Raw genomic sequence first — 26,014 nt, forward strand, 5'->3', positions numbered from 1 at the left:
TCCTCTTTTTTTTACACTTTTCACCAAATATGTTGAATTTTTTGTATAAAAATGCTAATATTTGATTAAAGATAAAGAAAAGGTGAGGATTATGAAATTTAAAAAGGTTATATTTATAAACATAATACTTTTATTTTTACTTATTAATTTTTTACACGTAGAAGCTAGTTCATCCAAAAAAGCCTATAGGCTAGAAACAAGACAAGTAGCTGGACAGTATAACACTGATTTAGATGATAGAATAATATTAGAATTATCTGATTTAAAAGAAATATATGGTGAATATGGGATAGATTTAAATGATTATCCTCAATACTTACCTGGTGGAATTAAAGATGGAAATAATGATGTTATAAGGTGGATTTATATCGAAGTTACAAAAGACAAGTTTCTTTATAAAAAACAAGTATACTTGTCAGAAACTTGGGTTGATACAAATGAGCCACTTAAATATGAAGGTGAACAAATGACCAATACTCAAAATGAACGTTGGATTGAAAATGGTAGCACTCAAGATTTTATTATATATGAAAAACAAAATTATGTTGAAGATGAACGTTGGGTAGAATTAAATAAAGAATCGTTATTAACATTAAATAATAGTACAGAACTTATTAGTGGGGAATTCAAATGGACAAATCTTACAACAAATAGAGAATTATACTACGAAGAAAACACAACTAAACATTATGATCAAATATGTTTAGACCTTTGGAAAAGAAATAAAGGGTTTATGGATTTTCAGCCAGATGAAAATATTAGTGATGTTTGTTACTATGTTGATGAAGCTCCTGGTTGGGATTCAGATTTAGATGGTATGAGAATTTACTATGATGATACTTTAGAACAAGACAAATCAACGGTAGCTAACAGTAAAGGGTTTAAACATGAAAATGGAACATTTATTTATTATAAAAAAGATGATACTAAGGATAAAACATATTGGATTGCTAATGGTTTTAAATCAACTTCAGATGACAGTGCTAGTAAAACAATTTCCAAAGAATATGGTTGGTCAACTAGTAAACCAAGTGATAAAAGTGGAGATACAGAAATCAAATATATAAATATTGAAAAAACATGGAGAGATTACAACAATGTTAGTCATACATCAAAGACACGATATAACAATGAATATCAAAAATGGGAAAAGAACGTTTCTTATGCATGGGATATTGATACTTCAGTTAATTTAAAAGAAGAAATTTCTAATTCTAATAACACATTATCAAATCAAAATTCATGTGCTATTGATTATAAAATAATTAATAATTCGTGCTATAAAATAAAACAAATTAGTACAACTGAAAGATGGATCCCCACGAATGTTATAACAAAAAAGGTTTATAAAAAACAAACTCTCCAAAATGTGAATATGTGGAAAGATACTGATGAAGAAAAATATTACTTTGAAAATGATGTGCCACAGCAAACCAGTTCTACTCAATGGGTTAAAGCTAATGACACCGATAAACAAACATGGTATCAACATAAAAAACAAATTTTTAGTGTTGATGGTTGGAATGATCTAGCAAAAAATCAAACCGGATATGAAGCACCTAAATATCTTAATAAAAAAGCCTTCATTTCTAGTGAAAAAAGATTATCTCTAAATTCTGAACAAACAAATAGATATAAAGCAACATGTCAACAAGTAATTGAAACATATGATGTTCCTTTAGGTGAATTGTCAGTATATCTAGCGTATTTTAAATCTTTTGATAGTGAATTAGACCAGGCAAATTGGTTTTTAAATCGTGGTAATCTAACTAATAAAAAAATTACTTATGGAACTAAAACTGATACCATTGTATTAGAGGGAATAGATTCTTCTTCTGTTTGTTATTCAAAATACTCTTCAACTAAAAAAATAACCTATAATGCTATGAGTTATCCAACGAAAATTACAAAAAAATATTATGTATCTGATCATACTGATTTAATTGGAAAAACTTATAATTTACAGAAACAAATTGGTGAAACAACTGAATGGAATCCTTTGTTAAATAAAGATAATAAAGAAATTATTTATGTTGGATTTGAAACTCCAGAAATAAATAAAAATTTTATTGCTTTAGAGGTAGATAAAGATTTTAATATGAATAATTATAACGAACAAAATTTGAGATGGAGTGAAATTAAAGATTATGATTTCACTACAATAAATAAAACAAGTGATTTATTTCTATTTAATCCTAATATGAGTTTTAAAGATATAATGAAAAATATTGATAATATTTTAATATGGACTGCTAACACACTTGGTTTTATTTTTTTAATTAAATATTTTATTGGATTTTTATTTTCTGGTGATGATCCTGGACAAAAAAAATCGAATAAAACAGCTATGATATATGTTATTTATGGATTAATTCTAGTCAATATAATAGGGTTAATAATTGAAATAGTTAAGAACTCATTATTAATGAATAGGTAGGTGTATGAAGTGGGAACCATATATGAAGCTTTAATTGAAGCGTTAAAACAATTTTGGAAATCGATTGAACAAAGTTTCAACTGGGCATTTAGTGAAAAAATCAATATGATTATACACGATACATTAAATGGTACACTAAAAAATATTGATTTTAAAATTAAAGATTCTCTCAATATGTTTACAGAAATTGAACTTTTACCTAAACTACTTGCTTTTGTTACAAGTGTGGGAATGATTTTAATTATCACAAAATCAATTTGGGAAATATTACAACTATATATCTTCAGAACTGAAGGTCAATTGCCCCAAACCAATGTACCAACTTTCTTAAGCAGAATTGTAATAGCAATAATATTTACTTTTTTAAGTCCATTTGTTGCAACATTATCTTTTCAATTAGGTACTGCTACTAGTTCTGAACTAATACAATATGTTTTTACTGAAGATATTCAAGAATTATATTCTAAAGAATTATTATTAGATATGGATGATTATGGAATTAAGTTTAAAACAGCATGTTGGTACGAGGGTAATCAAGATGTAGAACCCAATGAGACAGGTGTATCTCCTAATGGCTATTTTGAAGATACAAGACAATTAGGTGTTACTTATAAACTCCCAATTAATACCTTATATCCAGCTAATCATGAACTTAATACCGGTGAAAAAATGACTATGTTATATAAAAGGTATTGTAGACCGGTTAATGCTGATTTAAATAAACCAATAAGTGATGATGTTAATATATCTGTACCAAGATATCCTAACACAATTTTTGATACAGTAAAGAATAACGTAACATTTGATGAAGCTTATACAGCAACTCATAGTAGTAATGGTTTAATTTCGACTATTACTATTATAGGCTTAATTATTTTCCCAATTATATTTTTGATACAGATGGCTGTTAGGGTAGCAGAATTAGGATTTAGTATAATTGTCTCCCCTATGTTTGCCTTTAGTTATGTAAATGACACCAAGAGTCAAGCAATCAAAATTTGGACTCAAAATATAGTTAGTATAGCCTTAACTCAAGCTGGTCAAACAATGTTATTTATTTTGTTTGTAACTACTTATGCTACAACTGGTGGTTTATTATCATTAGGATTTGGTCTTTTGATGATACGTTCACCACACATGATAAAAGAATGGACACAAGCAAGTGGAACTGGTGGAGTAGCTAGTGGCTTAGGTGGAGCTGTTGGTGGAGTGGTTGGAAAAATGTTTAGAAGATAAAAGAGGTGTAAAAATGAACAAAAGATACATTATTCCTAAAAGATTAACTAAAAATAATGAGGTTTTTGATGGAATTACAAGAGCTGATCTCTTCTCTGCTACGATAGGGATAATAATTGGGATTATTATACTTATATCTTTAAGAAACTTAGGATTACCTGTGTTAGTATGGTTTATAATAGGTGGTTTTGTAATTTCAATTAGTGTTATGTTAGTAATTCCTTTGGGTGATGGTACAAATTTAAGAAGGCAATTGAAAAAGATACGAAAATTTTTTAGAATTCAACAAAGATTTAGATATATCTATCAAAGTAATTATGAAAATTTAAATACCTTTAAAAAAGCTTTAGATTTTAGAAAAATCCAAGAAGAGGGGGAAGAATAAAATGCCATTTCCTATACAGTTTTTATTAATACCAGTTTTAGTGATAATTCTATTACTATTATCTATTGGTGGTAAAAAAAATAAAAAGAAAAAATCACGATATTCTAGGAAACAAACTAGAAAATATAGACAATCTATACAACAGTGGTTCGATGTAAAAGATGTATTTAACGGTTTTATTATCGATAAAAGTAATAATAAGTATATAGTATTAGAAGTTGGTTCTATCAACTCTGATTTATTTAGTGAAGAACAAAAAGTAGTATTTGAAAAAAGTCTGACAAGAATACTCACCAGTTTTGATTTTAACTATAAATTTCTAACATTACAGAGACCAGCTAATATTGAAGGCTTTAAAAATTATTTAAGTAATTTCATTGAAGAATTGAAGAAAAATGAAATTGTTGTTAGGTCACAAATTAAAGGTTTAGAAAAAGATTATAATATTAGTAATGCTAATATGAGACAAGCTGAACAAGAATTAGAATATGCAAAATTAGAAAAAAAATCAGATGATGTTATTAGAGAATTAACAAGTATCTTCATAAAAAATAAAAAGCAATTTGATAAAATTAAAGAACAATTAAGAAAATTACAAATAGAACAACAAAGATTGGTATTAAAAATTAACTCAAATCAACATGAATTTAAACATGTGAGTAAATTACTTTCTTCTGGGGAGTTAATTGAAAAAGTATTTTATTTAGTAATGAAAGTAGAAAAAAATGAAAAGAAATCATATCAACAAGCTTTGATTGTAGAACAAAAATTTAAAGGGTTAGGATTATCTACCAAAATTTGTAAAGATTATGATTTACGAGAACTATTAATACTATTTATTAATCCATACGAACGTGTACCAGAATATTCAACTGGTATTTCAAAATAAGGGGGTATTTAAATGAAACGAAAATTCGCAGAAACACACTTTATGGATTTAATAGTACCTAGTGAAATAAAGTTCGAATCTAATTATTTTAAAATAGGTAGTCAATATTGTGCTATACTAGGTATTTTTGATTATCCAGAAGAAGTTAATTTTGGATGGCTGTCTTTCTTAACTAAAATACCTAATGTAGAAGTTGTGTATTCAGTCAATAAAACACAAGTACATGATTTACAAACACAAATTCGTAATACTTTAACTAATGCAAAAATGTTAGAAAATGAAACACAATCATTATATATGAAAGAAATCGCTAAAAATAGACAAGAAATAACAAAAACATTATTAAATAAAATTGATAAAGAACAAATGAAAATGATTGACTTATCTATAATGATTAAAGTTAATGCTGAAAGTTATGAAAAGCTACAAGATTCTCTAAAAGAAATTAAAGGAATTATTCGTGGTAATTCTCTTAATGCCAAACCTATTGCTTTTGAACAACAAGAAGCATTTCAATATTTTCTCCCAACATTTAATACCTGGTTTGATGATATGATAGCTAGAACCTTACCGTTAGAAACTTTTTCAGCTTCAATGCCAATGACTTTTGATGGATTAAATGATGGTACCGGATTATACTTTGGTAAAAACACATTAGGGGGTACAGTAATATTAGATATTTGGAAAAGAGAAGGTGATCGTACTAATTCAAATGTTCTTGTATTAGGTACTACTGGTAGTGGTAAGTCTACAACTGTGAAGAAAATGATGATTGATGAATGGCGAAAAGATAGAAAAATTTATGCATTTGATCCGGAAAGAGAGTATATAGATTTAGCTAAAGGTTTATACGGTGACATAATAGACTGTAGTGGTAAAACCGGTAATATTATTAACCCTTTAGAAATAAAAGATATGGGCGAGGATTTAGACGAAATAGAAGGTATGACTAAAATTAATGGGAGTTTGTCTCTACATGTACAATTCTTAGAAACTTTTTTTAAACTATATATACCAGAAATTAATAATAAACAAATGAGCCTGTTACAAGATATCATCTACTTTGTTTACGAACGTAAAGAAATTACTGATGAAACAGATGTTTCAAAATTATCTCATAAAGATTATCCTATAATGCAAGATGTCTATGAGACAATTGATGAATTAATAGAAAATTTTGATAATACATCAAAGTACGATATTGAGGACTTAAAATTATTAAGTGTTTACTTAAAACCAATGGTTTTAGGTGCTGATCGGATGTTATTTAATGGTTATACATCAGTTGAAGCCGAAAGTAACCTAGTTGTATTTGATGTTAATTCATTATTAGAAGCTGGTGAAAAAGTACAAAAAGCACAGTTTTTCAATGTTTTGACATTTTGTTGGTATATGATGACAAGAGACCGTACAGATAAAACTATTTTATCTATAGATGAAGCTTATTTGTTTATCGATGATAATAATCCTCAAATGTTAACATTTATTCGTAATATAGCTAAACGTATAAGAAAATATGAAGGAAGTTTATGGGTTATGACTCAAAATACCACTGACTTTTTAGGAACTCCTACAATAGCTAGATATGGAGAGCCAATTTTTACTAATCCAGCTTATAAAGTATTAATGAAATTAGGCGAAGTAGATAGAAAGAAAATTTCTGAATTAATGAATCTTACTGAAGGTGAAGAACAATTAATCGCTACTTCTGGAAGAGGACAAGCATTAGTGATAGCTGGAAATAAAAAGGTATATTTAAATATTGATGTTCGAGAAGATGAACTCACTTTAATGGGTGCCGGTGGTGGAAACTAAATAAATGGGTGTGGTATTATTTATATAAATATGCTATTATGTACGTAATACCACTTTTGGTTTTTAAGGGGATGGAAATATGCAAAATGTATCAAATCATCAAATCATTGATGATCCTGAATACGAAAGTTATTTAAATAAACGTAAAGCTGAAGTTGAAGTTGAAAATCAAAAGTCTTTACAATCTACACAATTAATTTTAAATAATACTCAATACATTCTATTTAATACTCTTGCAAGTCGTAATTCCATAACTGTTAATGATTTAAAGAGTATTGCTTCTAGTAAAATGATTAGTAGAAATATTAATTTAACATTGGATGACATAATACGTTTTAAAGACGAAGCAACAAGTAATACTTTAAAAAGCAACCTGGATGATTTTATTAAAATTCATAAAAATTCTAAAATAATAAAACAAGATGATTTTCAAATGCTATTTAAGAATGATGAATTTAAAACTTATTTTAAAGATGTTGGTTTTCAAAGCTTAATTAAAGATTTCAAAATAAATAATAAGAGAATTCGATTAAAAGCAATTGATCTAGACTCTATTATAACCAATAACAAAAATATAAGTGATGACTTAATTAGAAAAATAAAAGTTATAAGAAAAGGTTATGGATATTCTTTAAATAGTTATATTAAAAATAAACACATTAAAGATTTAATAAAAAATCAAGAATTTATATCTCTTGTGGCAAAGCAAAAATTTCCGGCTTATATTAATTATTTTAATAATAATAAAATCAGTGATTCTTTAATTAAAAAACTAAATAATACAATTAATTCCAGTAATAGTATTAGTAATAAGTCTATTTCAACACATAAAATGAAAAGTTTAATAATGGATGATGAATTTAGAAATTTATTACGTGTTGATGTTCAAGACACAATTATTAACAAATTGAATCGTAAGTCCAAAAAGATAAGTTTTAAAATTGGTGAATATTTTAGAAAGTCAAAAATTGGTAAATGGTGGGAAAATTCAACAATTAAAAAATTATTTGTTAATATTAAATTATTTACAAACAAAACAATTATGTTTTTTCCAAACTTGTTAATGAAATCATACTTAAAATCTAAAAAAGCTTTATCGCTTATTTTTAAGCCGATACTGAAACCTTTGAAATTTATAGGTAAATCCCTATTGTCTCCATTAAGAATACTTGCATTACCCTTTAAATTGCCTATAAAAGCGTTTAATTGGATGGTAAGGAATTTGGTTTATAAACCTATGAATTGGCTTTTTTCTAGATTAATTACAGGTACTAAACGTTTATTATTAGGAATTTTTAAATTACTAAAAAATATTATCAAATTCCCTTTTGTTTTAACTATACAAGCTCTTAAATATCTATCATCTAAATTGACTAAAACCAAAATATCTCAAATGATCGGTGAAAGTTTTAGGACTATTGGGAATCATATAACGATATTTTCAAAAAAAATCTATGGTAAATTTATGGAGAAAGTAAAATCCTGGTGGAGTAACAGTAGACTAAAAAACTTCTCTAAAAGACTAAATATTTTCTCACAAATATTTAGTAAAATGTTCGGTTGGTTAATGGCCTTATTTAGTTCAGTATTTTCAAGTGTAATAATAGCTGTTGTCATAATAATTATAGTTATTGGTGCTATTTGGTTTCTAGGTTATGAAGATATACGAGTACCACATTCTAATTATAAAAACAACTATAATTCAAGTCTTGCTTTAAGTCCAGAAGATAAAGACTTATTAGATAATTTAATAACTGAATATAACCAAAAATATGGTATCACCGTATCCTTAAATGATGTAGAAAATATTTGTTATGCAGTAAAAGATTTAGAATTACTTATAGATAATAAGTTAAGTGATAATCAAGAAGGAGAATTAAGACATATTTTATCTTTATACGTAATTACAACATATGATAAAAATAATAACGTTGTTTATACACAAAGAGATAAATCAGAAGTAATTGAAATGTTATATACAGAATTAAAAGGACTAGACCAAACTAATTTATTGACAGAATATGAAACAGACTTTAAATCCAACTTTTCTAAATTAGCTAATGAAGGGAGTCATTAATGAAAAAATTACTTATCCTGGTTGTAATGTTGTTCTTAGTGGGCTGTAGTAATTCGAAAGATTTAGTTAAAAACTATAACGAAGATTTAAATAATATTAAATCAGCTAGTTACATTTTTATATATAATGATAATTTGGAACAGTATAAACCATTAATAAATCAATTAAAAAATAAAGGTTTGCCTATATACTTAATTAACTCTAATGACTTAAACTCAAATCTATATAATTGGGAGCAACACCATAATGAATACGATATTGTTGTAGGTATTTTAGATGAAAATGGTAATATAAATTATTATGAAAGTGGTAATGGGTTAGATATTAGCAAATTATTAGATGAAGGTAGTTACACACAAAATATTAGGAACAATGAGTTGATTTTAGTTAGTCAAGTAGCCCAAAATAAAATAGATACCAAATTATCAAACGTTGAAATTGCATATTTTCCAACTTTGTTATATGTAAATGATGGAATAGTTATACATTATAAAGAAAAAATAAAGTTTTATGATGAAATTGATTGGTAAATGCCTACTTTTTTTGTAGGCTTTTTCTTTTATATTGATTTTTTTGTATAAATTTGCTATAATTTGGTTAAAAATATGAGTTTCTATAATAAAAATTGTGAAGGGAGAAAAAAGATGAAAATTCTTAGAAATTTAATAATTAGTATAATATTAATTGGTGGAATTACTTATGGGGGTTGGTATTATTATAATAGTTTATTTATAGAAGTACCGACAGTAAAAATCACTATTAAAGAAGGTGATCAAATCAAACCAGAAAATTTAACCTATGTAAAGATTAAAAAAGACGATATAAACCCTATTGAAGATTATATTTTAGATATAGGACACCTAAACAATAAAGTTGCTCGATTCGACTTAGAACCCAAAAAACCAATTTTAAAATCTAGGGTATATGATAGTTCTGAACAAAGAGAAGAAAATAATAGCGTTGAGTTTACGTTGCCATTAGATCGTGTTCAAACTATTGATAATTCGATTAATGCTGGAAATTATGTCTTTATAGTTGGATTCACAAAAAACACTTCTGAATTAATCGCTTGGGAAGAAGTAATTCTTGTAACAAAAAAATCTGAATTGAACGGTCAAACATTTGTAACTTTTTTAGCTGAACCTAAAATAGCTATTGAAATACTGCAATTTAGTGAGCAAGATGGAAACTTATATTTACTATTAAGTACTAGAGATAGTAAATTAGATTTAGAATCAATACAATCTGAATTAGGGGTGAAATAAAATGAGTGAATTTGAAAATAATGAAACAATAAAAAATGAAAAGAACGACGAAATGAATGAAAAAGAAACAAATAAAATAAATGCTATTAATGATGAAAACGAACAAATTACGGATGATGATTTAGATGATATTTTTATACACGAACAGGGAATTTGTTTTACAAATTCATATTCGAATTTATTAAAAAGTATTTTCCCTAATAGTGAACTTGTTAAAGGACAATTTGAAAGTGGTTATTTAAAAAAGGAACTAATCGATAAAGTAATTAAAAAACCTCATTTACAATTTGTTCTAATTGATAATACCATTTTCTTTACTAAAGAAGATATATTTGAAACTTTAACATTCCTAGCTAAAGAAAGTAATATTAGAATTATTTATTTAACAACTGAAGAAAATAAAGAACTTTTTGGTAAACTAGTGGCCTACGGTATCTATGATATAATTCTTTTAGATTATTTATATGGTGATGTAAATAGAAAAGATATTAAAAAAAGTATTCGTATTGATATAATACATCAATATAATAATGGCAAATCACTTAGAGATATGTCTCATTATTTAGATGATTTCACCTCTAAAAGTGTCTTAATTGAAGATGAACAAAATAAAAGACTTTATAAATCAAGCAAAATAAATGTAAGTATTTTTATTGATGATCCTCATGTAAGCAGAAAACTCGATAATATGTTTGAAAATGATGAAAACACTTTTAATATTAAAAAGAATGATTCATTTACTAATGTAAAAAGCAATGATATCTTATTAAGTAATTGTGATATTGTTGTTTTCTACAATCCAGAAATCCAAAAATTATTTGAACTTTATCAAGAAATAAAAGATGTAGATAATTCTATTAAAATTTTTGTACTATATGAAGATACTGATTATAAAAAATTACATCAATATGATATTAATTTTATTAATGTAGAAAAAAATCCAATAGAACAGTTTATGGATATTTTAAAAACTCATATTGCAAAAGTAAAAAGTAATTATGAATCAAAAACAATTATCTTCAAAAACAAACTCATTACTTTAACTAGTAAAGTTGGGGGAGTAGGAGTTTCTACTTTATCAAAAGAATTAGGCGGACTATTTTCTAATTCTAAACAAAAAATTAAAACCGTTATATTAGATTTCAGTTTAAACGCTTCATCTATGATACCTTTATATGGCCAAGATAATTCATCTCCAAATATATATGAATGGTTACTGAATATATTAGATAAAATTGAAGATGGGACTAATTATAAATCTATTAAATATTCTTATATAGATGTACTAGAATATTTACAATATGATAGTGAAAAAAAATTATATTTATTGCCAACAAGCTTAGATGATTTTCATATCTTAACTGAAGGAAGATATGAAAATAATGATATATTAACTGAAGCATTAAGAGTAATTGTTGAAAATGTTAGAGAATATTTTGAAGTTGTAATTATTGATACTAAAGGTTTAACAGATACTACTGCAATTGCATGTGAATATTCAACTGATATTTTTGTAGTAACAAATGATGATTTTAATTCATTGGTTCTAAATAAAGCTTTTATAAGTGATTTGAACAAACTGAAGATCGATGAATCTAGAATAAAGATTATTCAGAACAAACATAAAGAATTTGGTAGAGATGTCAATAAAAAAGAATTTGCTGATACTTTTAAAAATTTTATTAGTTATAAAGTAGATTATAATAAAAAAATTGGACAAGCTAATTTATTAATGAATTTATATTCTCAAACATTATCTAAAGATAAATATATATATAAACAATTATTACAAATTATAAATGATATGGTATTACTATACTCTAAGAAAAAACGTAGAAAGTAGGGGTAAATAATGGGAAGTTACTTAATTAAAAAAATGTTTCAAAATAATGGATTAAAATTTATCCCACAGCTAGTAAAAAATAATGAAAAATTCATTCATACTGCCTACCCAGAGAGATTATCAAATTTGAATGTTTTGATTCGTGAAAACATTTCTAGACATTTTGGTAATAGACTACTCCATAAAGATGAACACTTAAAGAAAGAAATACAATTAGAAATAGATAAATTTATTACTTTAAATGAATATAAATTTGAGGGATACCATATAAAAAAGAAATTAATCCAGGAAATCACCAATTCATTAGTTGGGTGGGGTGTTTTAGAACCACTGATTAATGATGAATCAATACAAGAAATAGCTGTAATTAAATATAATCATATTATTATTAAAAAAATGTTTGAAAGTGGATGGCTTGATACTGACATTAAATTTCAATCCGAATATGAAGCCAAAATATTTGTAGACAATATTTTAAGTCCAATAGGTAGGAGAGTAGATAAATTAAATCCTATCGAAGATGCCAGACTAAGTGATGGTAGTAGGTTAGCTATATCATTAGTTGATATAAGTTTAAATGGGTTATCATTTAATATTCGTAAGTTTCCAAAAGAAGAAATCACAATTGACAAATTAATTAAATATCAGACAATAGATGAAAATATAGCTGAATTTTTGCACTTGATTGTTAAAGGAAAATTAAACACAATGATTAGTGGTGGAACAGCAAGTGGTAAAACAACTTTTTTAAATATTTTATTAAATTTAGTAGATGAAAAAGAACTAATCATTACATTAGAAGATAATGCTGAACTACAAATAAAACAACCTTTAAAACTACAATTTGAACAGAGAAAAGCAAACATTGAAGGCAAGGGTGAAGTCTCATTAGACTATATATTAAAACATGTATTAAGAAGAACTCCAGACCGATTAGTTGTTGGCGAAATAAGAGGAAATGAAGCTTCTACACTTATGAATGCTATGGCTACTGGACATGATGGGGTAATGTCCTCTGTCCATGCTGATGATCCACATACTTGTTGGACAAGAACTTCACAATTAGCTTCTAAAGGTGATCGTCAATCAACTGCTGAAGAATATCAAAGATTTTTTGGACAAAGGGTTAATTTAATAATACAACTAAAAAACTTGAATACTGGTGTAAAAAAATTGACTCATATAACTGCTAGTATATTTGATTATAAAAATAATACGACAAAACTTATTGATATTATTAAATGGGATTTTGATAAAAGCAAATTTATACAAATCAATCCCTTACCAAAGATTTTAGTTGAGAAAATGTTAAATAATGGTGTGAAAGTAAAAAAAATTAAGAACTCTTTCTTTAGATTCGACTTAAACGAGGGTGAAGAAGATGAAAAATAAAGACTTGTTAAAGAAAAGGATTTTATCTTTTGATACATCTTCAAATAAATTAAAATATACAAAAAAAGTAAAGATTAAACCTTCTGAAGAATTTAGAATAAAAAAAATTTATAATATTTCATTTAAAGAAGCTACATATTTAAACATTATAAAGTTACAATATCATCAAATATATTTAATATTTGCTTTTGTTTTTACATTGTGTACCATTATTTTTGGTATATATTTAAATTCATTATTTGCTGGTATTGTAGTTGGCTTATTTACGATGTGTTTTCCTTACTACATCATCAAGGCAATTATTCGCAAACGATATAATGAATTTTACCGACAAATATCTATTATCATAGATGAAATTATGAATGGTCTTAAAGTTAATAAATCTATATCTATTATCTTTGAGGAATTGATGGATGATCGTGAGTTAAATATCTATTTTAGAAATGGATTCAAACAATTTTATCAAATGATACAAGCTGGTCAGTCTATGAATTATGCATTATCAAAAATTAAAAATTATATTAATATACCGGAATATAAACTTACAATGAATATGTTACATATCGGCTACAATAAAGGGAATAATGAATTGATTCAATCATTAGTCAACATACAAAAAAGGTTAAATAATAGACTTGAAAACCTCTATTTAATTAACCAAAATATCAGTGGACAACAAAATCAATTTTTAATTTTATTAGTAATTCCTTTATTTATGTTATTTGTCCTAAAAATTTTTAATCATGACTATTATTCCAGTATGTTAAAACTTCCTTTAGGGAAATTAATTTTTGCAAGTGTATTTATATTATTAATTCTTGGTGTATTAGTAGTTAACTATATATTACTTAATTCTATAAAAAAAGTATCCGAATAAGGGGGGATGACATTTGAATAATTTTTTATTACCTATTATATTATTTATACTCGTAATTGTAATAATTCTATTTAAAATTATTGATGTGATTCAAAAAGAAAGAGTTCAACAAAGAAAAATTAAAATATTGGATTCTGTATCACATAATACTAAAAAGAATAATCCTATAATCGATTTTCTAAAAAATAATTCTAAAATTTGTACTTTTATTAACTACTTTAAAAAACATGACTATCATAGTAAAAGAAGTTATATATTTATAATAAACGCTATATTAATTCTTATTTTTGCTTCTGTTCTTGGTTTTTGGTATATAGGTATATTTTTAGGAACTCTTATCTATAGTTTGAGTTTACTTGAAAATTATCTAGATTTTGAAAAAAGAAGAGAATTATTTACAATAGGTTTTCCCTCAATGATTGAATATATCATGGGGTACTTAGAAGGTGGAGAAAACATTGAACTTGCTATAGAGGGTGCTTTAACCCTAACAGATAACCCTATAATTATCGAAGAATTTAAGCAAGTCCAAACTGATACAAAAGCTTTTGGTGATTTTCTACATGCTTTAAAATTATTAACCTATAGGATTAAAGTAAAAGAATTAGATTATTTTTATCGTAATTTAAATAGTAGTGTTAGCATTGGTGTATCAATGCTAGATTCTCTTCATTCCCAGACCGAATATATTCATAGATTAAAAAATAGTAGGATCAAGGAAAAAATAGGAAAACTAGAAAATACAATGGTATTAGTTACTGCCTTGTTCGCCTTTTTACCTAATGTTTTATTAATACTAACTCCTACAATTATAGATTTTATGGATAATATGAACTGGTAATCACATATTTTTTGAATAAAAAGAATAAAAATGCTAAAAATTGTATAAAAACATTGAATTATACACATTTATGTTTTATAATATATATATAATTTTAATTAGTAAAATTTGGATAAGGAGGATTTATGAAAAAAATATTGAAATCTAAAAAAGGATCTCCATCGCTTGAATACATAGGAACTGTTGTATTAGTTGGTATTGTAGTTCTTGGTGTTATCGGTGGATTTGGAATTATGTTAAAAAATAGTTTACAAGCCAGTCAAGAACAAGTTCAACAAAAAACTTATGACGCATTATGTCAATCTGCAAAAGAAAATGATACTTCTACCTGGACAGACGCTAACGATGATGGCAAGTGGCAAGAAACTGAATGTTCAGCTTCATAATAACACTTCAATCAAAGGTACTCTAGATAAGAGTACCTTTTTTCTATTTCACAAATTAAAATAATATTGCTATTTTTGGTAAATTTTGTTATAATTTATATTATATAAATAATAAATTTGTATTATTTTGTATAAACAAAATGTAAAGGTGGGTGTGGTATCGTGCTAAAAATATTAAAAAACATTCGTGGTGGAGTAATATTTGAGTATGTGGCCATAACAGTTATTATTGGTAGTATCTATTTAACGGTATTCATTGGAATGAAAGAAACGGTTCATAATATGTTTTTAGCTAAACAAACTTATGATGAACGAGTGGCAAATGATAAATATTGTGAATATACAAATAATTATTTTGATGATTCAACAAAAACTGAAATTCAGTATAAATGGGATGGAGATTATAATACAAGTGGAAACCCAAGCTGTAAACAAAAATAATAAGGGGGAATTACATGAAACAATATATTAAAAATTGTACTGGTAGTTTATCTCTTGAGTTTATGGTTATATTACCTATTATCATGGTATTAATCATGTTGGCTCTTAATAGTGTGAAGTATAATATGAACGCTAGTGCAATTATAAAAGATACTTATCAAGCAGGTAGATTTAGTACGATTTATGAAAGCTGTGAATTAGCTAAAGATAATTTAGTTACTAAATTTCCAAACTATAACATTTATTATAAATATATCAACTATGGAAATAACAACATGGCTCAAACACATAACTCAAGTACTCAAACTCAAATAAATACAGACATTAAGAATGGACATCCGATTATGATATTAGAATGTAATTTAATTTGGGATCGTGAAGAAGAATTAACCATTACTGCTAGTAAACGAAATTATACTGTTGGGATGGATTTAATTATCCCTCAAGATACTGCTGAAAGAATAACTTTATACATTGAATATGAACACCCTATTCATAAACAATGTGAAAAATATGAAACAGAAGCAAAAACCATAAGTGATATTCTTAATACAACTGATCCAATTTCTGCTTATTATCAATTATTACAAAATGCAAAAAGTGATATTGAGGATAATACTTTCGAACCAGCTACGTATTGTAAATAGAGGTGCCCTATGCGAAAAATATTAAAAAATGAAAATGGTTCTGTATTATTAATTATGATTTTATTAATTCCATTATTTTTATTTGTTTATGGAATTAGTATGGATTTAATAAACATCAATCTAAATACTCAAAAATTAATTCAAGTTACAGATTCATCAACACTAGCTACAGCAGTAGCTAGTGAAATAAAAACTACTAATGATGGGAGTATGTTATGTACAATAGGTGAGAGTAGTTATTCAAAAGGAGAAGCCTTATTTGAAAAAAATATAAAATCATTAAATAATGTTTCTTATTACGAAATAATTTTTAATAAAAACAAAGTAACTAATCTTGGAAATAATATATATATGAAAGAATCAGATGTTGGTGTAGTTTCATCTTTAGGTTATGCTAAAATAAAGATTTATTTCGTTAAATTTTTCTCCGATGGAATGGATGGGGAATTTGTTATATATTCAGAATCTTCAAGTGAATGTCAAATGTAAAAAATATAAAAAAAAGGAGGGTGTTACAGCTGATGATTAAAGTATTAAAGAAAGGGGTGTTTAAAATTGAATAGACAACAAATATTTTTTAAAACAACTTTAAGTATAATTGCATTTTTATTTATATTTTTGGTTGTTTTAACCACTGATGATGTTCATGCAAGTACTAATAGATGGAATCAATCATGGGTTATTCCTGTTGATAGTTATAAAAACTTGGATACAGAAATTAAAGAAATTCTTGGTACAAATATTAAAATTATCTATGAGAATACAAATCCATCTATCACGGATAAAACTTATGTATTATATTATGGAGATGTAGAATATGATCCAGAAACTAATGAATATATTAATGTGAATAGATTACAGCCAGTAAAAACTGAAAGAACTAATAATGATTCTATACTGTATTTGTATGAAATATCATCTGCTTATGAAGGAGAAGAAGCAAAAGTACTTGTTACAGTTGAAATGTATGATATGGATGTAGATAAAGCACCGGTTATTCGATTTAACTATATCATTCCATCTAAAACTAATGTTGCAAATGTTTTTGATATAGAATATAACGATGTTAAAAGTCAATATGAATTAACTGTTACATCGGTGTTAAAGGGTTCCAATATTTCACAAGAGAAACTCATCGGTAGATTAGATTCTTCTACTAAAAAAGTGTATTTTGAAGATGGAAGATTAACCTGGGATATTCCTGTTATGAACGATGAATATCAAGAATCACAAGAAGTACATGAAGTATCATTTTATGGTGTCCTGGATTTAAATCGAACTAATAATTCTTCTGGTATGTTTATAGTAAGAATAGCCTTAAATGGAGAAGTAAAAGAATATGATTTATCTACTAATGTAAGATTAAGTCTAAAAAGTACATCTAAATTTGATGGCGAGAGTATATTCAATAAGTACAAAACTGCATTCGATTTCAATATTAATAAGATGAATTTTAATAAATCAAAATATTACTTTGGAACTTCTAGTTTTAGAAAAGGTTCATCTTCTTTAGCTACTGAATATGCTAAAATATTTGATCGTGTATTCACTAGTTTAAAAGCTAATTTGCATAAAACTTATTATGATGAAAATGATGATGAATCTATTCAATTAGTTCTTGATTTACAACAAGATGATGTATATAGTTGGCAAGATTATGCAGTGAAAAATTACATTGAATATGCAAAAGCTAATGGAATAAATGTATCAAGTTCTATCAGTTACAATTCTTTACCGCATACTTGGCTTTCAAATTTCACTAAATATAACTATTATGTTGTAGCTGATAGCTATGTTTATGATACAATTGTAAATCAAGGTTCTTCTAACGTTACTGTAAGTAAAAATAATGGGGTAGAATACCTTTTTAATGGTACCAATGGTTATACTATTCCTGTTGAATATTATAAAAATTATGTTGACTATAAAAAAACATATTATGAGATAGACCTAGTTAATAAATTTGACTATAATAGTTATGATGTTACAAGTCAATTACAAGCTGAATACAAAGATTTAACTGTAGTCACAGAAACTGCTCAACGAAATTGGCAAGATGATGGATATAGTCGATATTATAATGTAGGAAAACAATACATTGGAACTACTAGTCGCTATGTAGAAGCTAATAATTCATCTTATCCAGATAAAGTTGTATATAATTATGGTACTTCAGTTAGTCAAAATAGTACTTATAGTTGGAATGAAGCTCAATACAAAAAACAATGGTACAATACTAATGTTTGGCAAGACAGCGATGTATTTGGATATTCACATAGTGGGTTTACAAATTATACTAGTAAAGGTGCATATGTCTATTCCCCAACAAAAACGTACTATCATTATAAAAAACAAGTAAAAGAAAACTACCACAAAGTATGTTTTGATAAATACAGAAATGATACCACATATGGCTTAGATTTTAATTATAAAGATGAATTTGTTTCTAATTTTTGTGTTTATTATGATTATTCATCTACTTCTTATATTGGTGATGATAATAACTTTGGTTATTATAATGGAAAAACAGGTACTAAAGATTTAAATGGTGGAAGTCTAACTAAATATTATTACAATGATAAAGAAAGTGTTAAAAATAAAGATAATGTATATTATTATCGAGTTACTTCAGTAACAAATGGCAATTATTATATTCATAGTACATCATATGATTGGTATAGTTCTAGTCAAAGCGATAGTGGTTCCAATGGATCTGAAAATTGGACTGACTATTCTATTTCAAGTACAGGATACTATGATTCTGCTGGAAGATATTATAATTCTGCTTATAAATATATTTCTCAATTCACATATCAAGAATGGCAAGATATGTCTAGTAGCCACTCTGGGTATGAAGCTCCTAAATATACTAAATACAAACCTAGTGCTTCGAGTGGTTATAGGTGGGTAAGTACTGGAAATAAACGTGTAGCAAATGTGCAAAGATATTATGACCGACAAAAATTAATTACAACTTATGTTAATCCAGTAACTACATCTGAAAAGACTTATGATGTGGATAAATATATGAGTTTAAATACCTATCATTACATCGATACAAATTCTGATGGACTTAGTGATAAAAGATATAAATATAGCAGTATAAGTGGAATAAAATATGAAAATAATGGTTCGCCAACAACTACAAACTATAGAGATAATATATACAGTTACGATTACACTAAGTATAAATACTATGACAAAGTAGGAATGAAAATTTATAAGAGAAATAAAGGTTTCCTAGATTTTGAGGAAGATGTTTATGTTAAAACAGTTTATTTTTACGTTGATAATGCTCCTACTTATGACACAGGCTTAAAAGGACAAACAATTTATCGTGATTATAAATTAACTGATTCACTTAATGTAAGTAGTACTGCTGATGGTTTTTGGGATGGAAGCACTTATTATCATTATAAACAAGATGATTGTGGTGATGGTGATTATTATATATATAATAGTTTTTCTTCTAAACAGTATAATGTAACTAAAAAACAAGTAAGTACCGGAACAACAGAAAGAAGTTCACAAACTTATAGTGATGGTGATCTTTATAACACTACTGATTCGGATTACTATTTTGATTATACTTCTACCTATGCTCTTACTTATAATGGTGATAATTATAGACACTATACCCTAACATCTAATGGGAAAAAATATGTAACTCAATATACCTTAAAAATAACCCCACAATTTAAATGGGTTCATGAGTGGGTTGCTAGAGGTTTTACTACAAAAAGAGATTATGAGAGATTAGATGGAAACACTTATGAAGATTTAATATACTTTGATGGTGTTTCACATGGTTCTAAATATGTATATACTAAAATTGGTAGTGGAAAAGAAAAATATGCTGATGGAGAGAAGTTTATAACATTATCTGAATATAACCAAAATCCAAATGCATATTCAAGTAATTCTAGCATAAATCCAGACGTAAATAATTATCATTCAAGTTATAGTTATGAGTATGACAAATATAAACTGTATGATAAAATTCAAATGAAAATCTATAAAAGAAACAAAGGTTTCTTAGATTTTGAAGAGGATGATTATGTCAAAACAGTAACTTTCTATATTGACGAAGGTAGAATTGATAAAGGTGATGGTTTAGGACTCCATAATATGCATGACAAAGATTTAAAAGGTAAAACCATCTATAGAAATTCTGATATAACCGGTTCTCTTTATGTAAGTAGATATGGTGATGGATTTTGGGATGGAAACACTTATTATCATTATAAACAAGATGATTGCGATGATGGTGATTATTATATCTCTGGTGGCTTATCAAGAGTAGACATAAATGCAATTAAAAAATTTGTAAAACATGGAATTACAGAAGCTAGTCCAACACCATATGAAGATGGACAACTCTATCTTGAAACAGATGATGATTATTATTTCGATTACACAACAAAACACGAATCATTAAGTTACATTACAAAATATGACCAAAAACAATATAGTGATAAAGCATACGCTGGTTGGTATACAGAAGATGAAGCATACGAAATACAAAAAACAAAAAACTTAACGATTCCTACTGACAATGTTATGGCAAGACCAAGAGTGGATTATATGAACTATCAACTTCCTGGAAATGTAGCTGAAATTCAAAAGAAAGTGACAAAACCAGGTTTAATGAATCAATATCAAGTTATGAAATTAAATCAAGAAATCATAGAATCAAAGGAAAAAGTATATTTACTAGAATTACTACAAGCTACATCTATTGAAGATTATACATCATATGTAAATAAAACTGGAATTTATTCTCCAACACCAGAACCTACAGAATGGTATGATGGAATTATAGAATTTTTAACTTTTGGTGGTGGAATAACAGCTAAAGCTCCAGGAATTATTGATATATTGGATGTAGGGGAAGCTTTAGAAAGAACAGCTGGTTATGGTTCTTATACTGGAATTAATAGTAATCTAAAATATTATGTAATTAATAGCGATCAAGAAAATACTTATTATGCTAATGCTGACGATTACATCTATGCTATTGATTATTATAATCTTATAAGTATGGTAAACAATATTAAAAACACTAAAACAATGAAGAGCCATTTTCTATACGATTATACAAATGCCGATATTTCCAATTCACCAATAATTAACGATATTTATCAAGATACATTTATTAATGGTAATATTTTTACTCCAATTCTATATTTAGATGAAGAAGGTTTATCTGGATATAAAAATGTTTATCAAGAAATATATGGTGGTAAATTGAATGTACCAATTGAAATTGATATGAGCGGTGGAAACATCAATTCAGTAGAAATGGTTGATTATTACAAACTATTATTTAGTTCTATAGGTACTCGATTAGTTGATCCTGATTATGTAGAAGAACAACTTGCTAACCCTAATACTTATGAAGGTCAATTAGTTAGAGATTTCTTACAAGCAATAGCTGATGAAAAAACAAACGGTGATATCAATAAATTAACCCCACAAATAATAAATGATTATATTAATGGCAATTAAAACAAACATTAGAGTGGTTTTAAAACCACTCTAATGTTATTCCCATTAAAAATACCGTATGATATTCGTATGATTTTATTGATTTTCATGGTTAAATTTGGTATAATTATATTATAAATTAAATAATTATCGAGGTGAATAAATGAAAAAAATAATATTAATCATCCTTTTAACATTATTAGCTGGTTCAATTGGTCTTGTTATATGGAATAATAAATTAACTAATGCAGATACTGAACCTAATCAAAATGTAATTCAAACTGATAATGAAGTTAAGTATCATCTATTTGATGATATTGAAGAGTTTATTCAACATCCTAAAGCAAAAGGACATGTGTTAACATGGGAAGAATTTTTAGACATTGAAAATACAACCTTACAAGATAAAAACTTTTATATCATGTTTACCCATCACAATTATCATAAACAAGTAGGATATACAGCTGAACAATATATCATTGATTATTATTATCCAAATGACATGGAAGGCTTAAATACTGAAAATGATTTCTTACCAGAGATTTATTTTATCGATTTAGGGGATGAACGAAACTACGATTTACTTTGGGATGAAGAAAATGGAATTAGTAGAGACTATACTGATGGAGCAATTGATTTACACACACTGAAACTAGCTAATTATCCAGTCATGATGGGTAAATTCAGTTTAGATGGTGGAAATAGTGAAGAATATTCTTACGCAATGGTTGGCCATAATAGAATCCTTAGTTTTTATTTAAAGCAAATGGTTCAAGAAAAGGTAGAAATTAGATTAAAATATAAAGATGATTTAGATAGCGAATGGGCGAGTGGAAATAATCCATTTAACTTTAAATACGAAGATTATTTTAGTGATATAGATTGGAGAATGCAATACAAAGATAATTTTAACAAGTAACTACTAGCAAGAATTCCCCTTCTTCTATAAGTGGGGGATGAATTGCTTTTTTTTATATACTTATGTTTAAAAATATAGTATAATTAAATCAGTATTAAGTAAGTTAAAGGTGTTATATTTATGAAAATATATAATAATAATCATTCAGTATTCTCATTGAATTATCATTTGATTTTAGTAATTAAATATCGTAGAGATGTAATTGATATGGAAATTTCAAGAAGATTAAAAGAAATATTCAATTATATTAGTGTGAATTATAATATTGTATTAGTCGAATGGAATCATGAATATGATCATGTACATGTTTTGTTTAGAGCAAATCCTAATTCTCAACTATCAAAGTTTATAAATGCTTACAAAAGTGCTAGTAGTAGATTAATCAAGAAAGAATTCCCTTCGATTAAGAAAAGATTATGGAAAGAATCTTTTTGGAGCAAAACCTTTTGTTTATTGTCTACCGGTGGGGTTACTACTGATATTGTTAAAAGCTACATTCAAAATCAAAGGAAGGAGTGATATTATGTTAAAAGCTTATAAATACCGAATATATCCAAATAAAGAACAAATTGAATATTTAAGTAAAGTTTTTGGGTGTACCAGGTTTATTTATAATAAAATGTTATCAGATAAAATCGAATATTATATACAATATAAGAAAACATTAAAAACTACACCAGCTCAATACAAAAATGAATTTACCTGGTTAAAAGAAGTCGATAGTTTAGCTTTGGCTAATGAACAACTTCATTTAGAAAAAGCTTATAAAAACTTCTTTCGTGAACCTAAAATAGGTTTTCCTAAATTCAAAAGCAAAAAAACACATTATCACTCATTCACAACAAATAATCAAAACGGAACAGTTTCAATTAAAGATGGATACCTTAAAATTCCTAAATTAAAATCATTAATTAAAGTAAAACAACATCGCTTATTTTTAGGAATTATAAAATCATGTACCGTTTCTCAAGTACCTAGTGGTAAATATTTTGTATCAGTATTAGTTGATACAGAAAATAAGCAATTACCTAAAAGTAATAATAAGGTAGGACTTGATCTAGGGCTTAAAGAATTCTTAATAACATCCAATGGAATTAAGATAGATAATCCCAAATACCTTAGAAAAACAGAACGAAAATTAATTAAAACACAAAGGGAATTATCAAGAAAAAAGAAAGGCTCTAATAACTGGAATAAAACAAGAATTAAAGTAGCAAAGCTCCATGAGAAGATAAATAATCAAAGAAATGATTTTTTACATAAATTAAGTACTCAAATCATTCGTGAAAACCAAACGATTGTAATTGAGGATCTTAAAGTAAAAAATATGTTGCATAATCACCGATTAGCTAAAGCAATTAGCGAAGTATCATGGTACAAATTTAGAATACTATTAGAATACAAAGCTACATGGTATGGAAGAGAATTAATCATAGCACCTAAGTATTATGCTAGTAGCCAAATTTGCTCTTGTTGTGGATATCAAAATAAAGAAGTTAAGAAATTAAATATACGTTCATGGATATGTCCTAAATGCCATACACAGCATGATCGTGATATAAACGCTAGTATTAATTTACTAAAATTAGCAATATAATTGCATATGTTTTGAGGTTGGAGCAACCTTTTGAGCTTAGAGATACTGGCTACATTAGTAGTCTTGACTAAGAAGCTCCTACTTCTATAAGTAGGGGTAGTTCACTCAATATTGGAATCCACAGAATTAAAAGAGGAAATATTCCTCTTTTTTTTGTAGATAAAGTATTCTTGTAACTTGATTTTATATATATATTTTTTGATAAAAATATTATAATATAGGCTATACAATATCAGATTATTTCATAGTATATATAGAATATACTCAAGTTATTTTTCTCATACTAATATTGTAATTATGTTTATGTTGTTGTAAAATATAGTTAAAAACATAGTTTTTATATTCAAAAGGAGTTGAAACTATGGACAGAAAAAAAATTGATTATACAAATGAACAAAGAAAAAGAGTACGTGAATTAGTTTTACTAGCTGAAGAAAAAGGAATGGTTAAACCAGGTTTTCAAGCTTTCCAAGATTTTCCAGATGAAGTTATAACACAAGAAGAAATTAAGAAAAACGATTTATAATTCCAGGTAGAAAAGCCTTTGAAATGTATAAAGGTGAAGGTATTTCTGAACAAGAATATCCTTCTGTTTATCAAAAATAATATGAATTAAACTAAATTATTTCAAGTTGACACATTTCAACATTTAATATATAATGTACTTAGTAAAATGTAATAGAGTAGTAGAGGATAGAAATTTTCGGTGGCTATCATGCACCTTTAGGTGTCAAGTGTAGGACTTATGTCTGATAAGATGTTGGGGTACCGACCAACCTATTACTCATTTGTTATATGGCTTGTGGTGTTAATTTTATTAACATCATAAGCTTTTTTTGAAAGTTATGGGGTAAGTATTATGAAAAAAGAATTGTTAGGTGTATTAACAGAAAAAATTGCAAAAAAATTCAATTTAGAAGAACATAGTGGAAAAAATATTGTGATCTATGATGATAAAAAAATATACATTGAAAAACACAAAGATGAATACAAGGATGAAGAAAGTTATAATAATACAGTAAATAACCTTTCTTCTATAATAACTTCAGCAGATTTTGTTTATTATAATGAGAGTACTTTAGGATTAGAATTTTTTAAATACATTGATGAAGATGTGTTAGTAGCTATTCGTGTGGCTAATGCAAAAGAATTAAAAGTAAGAAGTGTTTATCCAGTATCAAAAACAAAAATTCAAAACAGAAAAAAGAAACTAAAATCTATTGTACATCACTAAACCTCAAATAAGGCTCTCTATAACGTTTTAAATCTATATTGGTATAATTTTCTCCGATGTATGTAAAGATATGTATGTAGTCTAAATTTACGTCTTGCTAGCTAGATTATATTTCATAAAAAAGAAACTAAATACTATTAAATTTAGTTTCTTTTTTATATTATTTTTGATATTTTATCATTTTATTACATTTTTATACATTCGTGTGATATAATTAAGATATACAATAATAAATTAGAAAGGGAG

At 26.4% G+C, this 26,014-nt stretch carries 22 protein-coding genes; all 22 read left to right on the plus strand.

From position 1 onward, the window contains the following. Window positions 1–91 precede the first annotated feature (91 nt). The 22 genes from KHQ81_15470 (at window position 92) to KHQ81_15575 (ending at window position 25,768) form a co-directional block, all read left to right on the plus strand. Window positions 92–2,437, plus strand: coding sequence for a hypothetical protein (locus KHQ81_15470; GenBank protein QVK19759.1), 2,346 nt, complete (start codon window positions 92–94; stop codon window positions 2,435–2,437). A 9-nt stretch (window positions 2,438–2,446) separates the two neighbouring features. After that, window positions 2,447–3,673, plus strand: coding sequence for a hypothetical protein (locus tag KHQ81_15475; protein ID QVK19760.1), 1,227 nt, complete (start codon window positions 2,447–2,449; stop codon window positions 3,671–3,673). Further along, window positions 3,642–4,058: a hypothetical protein gene (locus KHQ81_15480; protein ID QVK19761.1), complete on the plus strand. Its 417-nt coding sequence runs from the start codon at window positions 3,642–3,644 to the stop codon at window positions 4,056–4,058. Before KHQ81_15475 ends, KHQ81_15480 begins: the two co-directional genes overlap by 32 nt. 1 nt (window position 4,059) lies before the next feature. Then, on the plus strand, window positions 4,060–4,947 hold the full coding sequence (locus tag KHQ81_15485) for a hypothetical protein (protein ID QVK19762.1): 888 nt from the start codon (window positions 4,060–4,062) through the stop codon (window positions 4,945–4,947). Between the two features lie 12 nt (window positions 4,948–4,959). Next, the gene (locus tag KHQ81_15490) at window positions 4,960–6,762 is read left to right on the plus strand and encodes an ATP-binding protein (GenBank protein QVK19763.1); all 1,803 of its coding nucleotides are present in this window, start codon (window positions 4,960–4,962) and stop codon (window positions 6,760–6,762) included. Between the two features lie 79 nt (window positions 6,763–6,841). Continuing rightward, complete coding sequence (locus tag KHQ81_15495; protein QVK19764.1) at window positions 6,842–8,839, plus strand: hypothetical protein; 1,998 nt, start codon at window positions 6,842–6,844, stop codon at window positions 8,837–8,839. After that, window positions 8,839–9,369, plus strand: coding sequence for a hypothetical protein (locus KHQ81_15500; GenBank protein QVK19765.1), 531 nt, complete (start codon window positions 8,839–8,841; stop codon window positions 9,367–9,369). The genes KHQ81_15495 and KHQ81_15500 overlap by 1 nt, the downstream gene beginning before the upstream one ends. Window positions 9,370–9,483: 114 nt before the next feature. Continuing rightward, complete coding sequence (locus tag KHQ81_15505) at window positions 9,484–10,104, plus strand: SAF domain-containing protein (protein QVK19766.1); 621 nt, start codon at window positions 9,484–9,486, stop codon at window positions 10,102–10,104. Window position 10,105: 1 nt separating this feature from the next. Continuing rightward, window positions 10,106–11,947: an AAA family ATPase gene (locus tag KHQ81_15510; protein ID QVK19767.1), complete on the plus strand. Its 1,842-nt coding sequence runs from the start codon at window positions 10,106–10,108 to the stop codon at window positions 11,945–11,947. A 9-nt stretch (window positions 11,948–11,956) separates the two neighbouring features. After that, window positions 11,957–13,339 (plus strand): CpaF family protein, encoded by a 1,383-nt coding sequence (locus KHQ81_15515; protein QVK19768.1) that lies wholly within the window; start codon window positions 11,957–11,959, stop codon window positions 13,337–13,339. Then, on the plus strand, window positions 13,329–14,216 hold the full coding sequence (locus KHQ81_15520) for a hypothetical protein (GenBank protein ID QVK19769.1): 888 nt from the start codon (window positions 13,329–13,331) through the stop codon (window positions 14,214–14,216). Before KHQ81_15515 ends, KHQ81_15520 begins: the two co-directional genes overlap by 11 nt. Before the next feature lie 13 nt (window positions 14,217–14,229). After that, window positions 14,230–15,057 carry a type II secretion system F family protein gene (locus KHQ81_15525; protein QVK19770.1) on the plus strand — a complete coding sequence of 276 codons (828 nt, stop codon included), beginning with the start codon at window positions 14,230–14,232 and terminating at the stop codon, window positions 15,055–15,057. 125 nt (window positions 15,058–15,182) lie between these two features. Continuing rightward, window positions 15,183–15,443, plus strand: a complete 261-nt coding sequence (locus KHQ81_15530; GenBank protein QVK19771.1) for a hypothetical protein — start codon at window positions 15,183–15,185, stop codon at window positions 15,441–15,443. 162 nt (window positions 15,444–15,605) lie between these two features. Further along, window positions 15,606–15,884 (plus strand): hypothetical protein, encoded by a 279-nt coding sequence (locus tag KHQ81_15535; protein ID QVK19772.1) that lies wholly within the window; start codon window positions 15,606–15,608, stop codon window positions 15,882–15,884. A 14-nt stretch (window positions 15,885–15,898) separates the two neighbouring features. Continuing rightward, window positions 15,899–16,531 (plus strand): hypothetical protein, encoded by a 633-nt coding sequence (locus tag KHQ81_15540; GenBank protein ID QVK19773.1) that lies wholly within the window; start codon window positions 15,899–15,901, stop codon window positions 16,529–16,531. A 9-nt stretch (window positions 16,532–16,540) separates the two neighbouring features. Further along, window positions 16,541–17,020 (plus strand): hypothetical protein, encoded by a 480-nt coding sequence (locus tag KHQ81_15545; protein ID QVK19774.1) that lies wholly within the window; start codon window positions 16,541–16,543, stop codon window positions 17,018–17,020. A gap of 66 nt (window positions 17,021–17,086) precedes the next feature. After that, window positions 17,087–22,039 (plus strand): hypothetical protein, encoded by a 4,953-nt coding sequence (locus KHQ81_15550; protein QVK19775.1) that lies wholly within the window; start codon window positions 17,087–17,089, stop codon window positions 22,037–22,039. A gap of 142 nt (window positions 22,040–22,181) precedes the next feature. Continuing rightward, entirely contained in the window at window positions 22,182–22,937 is a 756-nt protein-coding gene (locus tag KHQ81_15555; GenBank protein ID QVK19776.1) for a hypothetical protein, read from the plus strand. A 120-nt stretch (window positions 22,938–23,057) separates the two neighbouring features. Next, window positions 23,058–23,456 carry an IS200/IS605 family transposase gene (gene tnpA, locus KHQ81_15560; protein QVK19777.1) on the plus strand — a complete coding sequence of 133 codons (399 nt, stop codon included), beginning with the start codon at window positions 23,058–23,060 and terminating at the stop codon, window positions 23,454–23,456. A 4-nt stretch (window positions 23,457–23,460) separates the two neighbouring features. Beyond that, on the plus strand, window positions 23,461–24,534 hold the full coding sequence (tnpB, locus tag KHQ81_15565) for an IS200/IS605 family element transposase accessory protein TnpB (GenBank protein ID QVK19778.1): 1,074 nt from the start codon (window positions 23,461–23,463) through the stop codon (window positions 24,532–24,534). Window positions 24,535–24,895: 361 nt separating this feature from the next. Continuing rightward, on the plus strand, window positions 24,896–25,060 hold the full coding sequence (locus KHQ81_15570; GenBank protein QVK19779.1) for a hypothetical protein: 165 nt from the start codon (window positions 24,896–24,898) through the stop codon (window positions 25,058–25,060). A 333-nt stretch (window positions 25,061–25,393) separates the two neighbouring features. After that, window positions 25,394–25,768, plus strand: coding sequence for a hypothetical protein (locus KHQ81_15575; GenBank protein QVK19780.1), 375 nt, complete (start codon window positions 25,394–25,396; stop codon window positions 25,766–25,768). The last annotated feature ends 246 nt before the right edge of the window (window positions 25,769–26,014 follow it).

It is taken from the genome of Mycoplasmatota bacterium (assembly GCA_018394295.1).
Classification (GTDB): domain Bacteria; phylum Bacillota_I; class Bacilli_A; order Haloplasmatales; family Haloplasmataceae; genus JAENYC01.

What these genes read in the sequence shown, in the direction of transcription:
- KHQ81_15515 (QVK19768.1), top strand. Translation starts at nt 11,957, where the DNA reads ATGGGAAGTTACTTAATTAAAAAAATGTTTCAAAATAATGGATTAAAA.
- KHQ81_15530 (QVK19771.1), top strand. Translation starts at nt 15,183, where the DNA reads ATGAAAAAAATATTGAAATCTAAAAAAGGATCTCCATCGCTTGAATAC.
- tnpA (QVK19777.1), top strand. Translation starts at nt 23,058, where the DNA reads ATGAAAATATATAATAATAATCATTCAGTATTCTCATTGAATTATCAT.
- KHQ81_15575 (QVK19780.1), top strand. Translation starts at nt 25,394, where the DNA reads ATGAAAAAAGAATTGTTAGGTGTATTAACAGAAAAAATTGCAAAAAAA.
- KHQ81_15545 (QVK19774.1), top strand. Translation starts at nt 16,541, where the DNA reads ATGCGAAAAATATTAAAAAATGAAAATGGTTCTGTATTATTAATTATG.
- KHQ81_15505 (QVK19766.1), top strand. Translation starts at nt 9,484, where the DNA reads ATGAAAATTCTTAGAAATTTAATAATTAGTATAATATTAATTGGTGGA.
- KHQ81_15470 (QVK19759.1), top strand. Translation starts at nt 92, where the DNA reads ATGAAATTTAAAAAGGTTATATTTATAAACATAATACTTTTATTTTTA.
- KHQ81_15485 (QVK19762.1), top strand. Translation starts at nt 4,060, where the DNA reads ATGCCATTTCCTATACAGTTTTTATTAATACCAGTTTTAGTGATAATT.
- KHQ81_15500 (QVK19765.1), top strand. Translation starts at nt 8,839, where the DNA reads ATGAAAAAATTACTTATCCTGGTTGTAATGTTGTTCTTAGTGGGCTGT.
- KHQ81_15510 (QVK19767.1), top strand. Translation starts at nt 10,106, where the DNA reads ATGAGTGAATTTGAAAATAATGAAACAATAAAAAATGAAAAGAACGAC.
- KHQ81_15490 (QVK19763.1), top strand. Translation starts at nt 4,960, where the DNA reads ATGAAACGAAAATTCGCAGAAACACACTTTATGGATTTAATAGTACCT.
- tnpB (QVK19778.1), top strand. Translation starts at nt 23,461, where the DNA reads ATGTTAAAAGCTTATAAATACCGAATATATCCAAATAAAGAACAAATT.
- KHQ81_15555 (QVK19776.1), top strand. Translation starts at nt 22,182, where the DNA reads ATGAAAAAAATAATATTAATCATCCTTTTAACATTATTAGCTGGTTCA.
- KHQ81_15520 (QVK19769.1), top strand. Translation starts at nt 13,329, where the DNA reads ATGAAAAATAAAGACTTGTTAAAGAAAAGGATTTTATCTTTTGATACA.
- KHQ81_15570 (QVK19779.1), top strand. Translation starts at nt 24,896, where the DNA reads ATGGACAGAAAAAAAATTGATTATACAAATGAACAAAGAAAAAGAGTA.
- KHQ81_15495 (QVK19764.1), top strand. Translation starts at nt 6,842, where the DNA reads ATGCAAAATGTATCAAATCATCAAATCATTGATGATCCTGAATACGAA.
- KHQ81_15540 (QVK19773.1), top strand. Translation starts at nt 15,899, where the DNA reads ATGAAACAATATATTAAAAATTGTACTGGTAGTTTATCTCTTGAGTTT.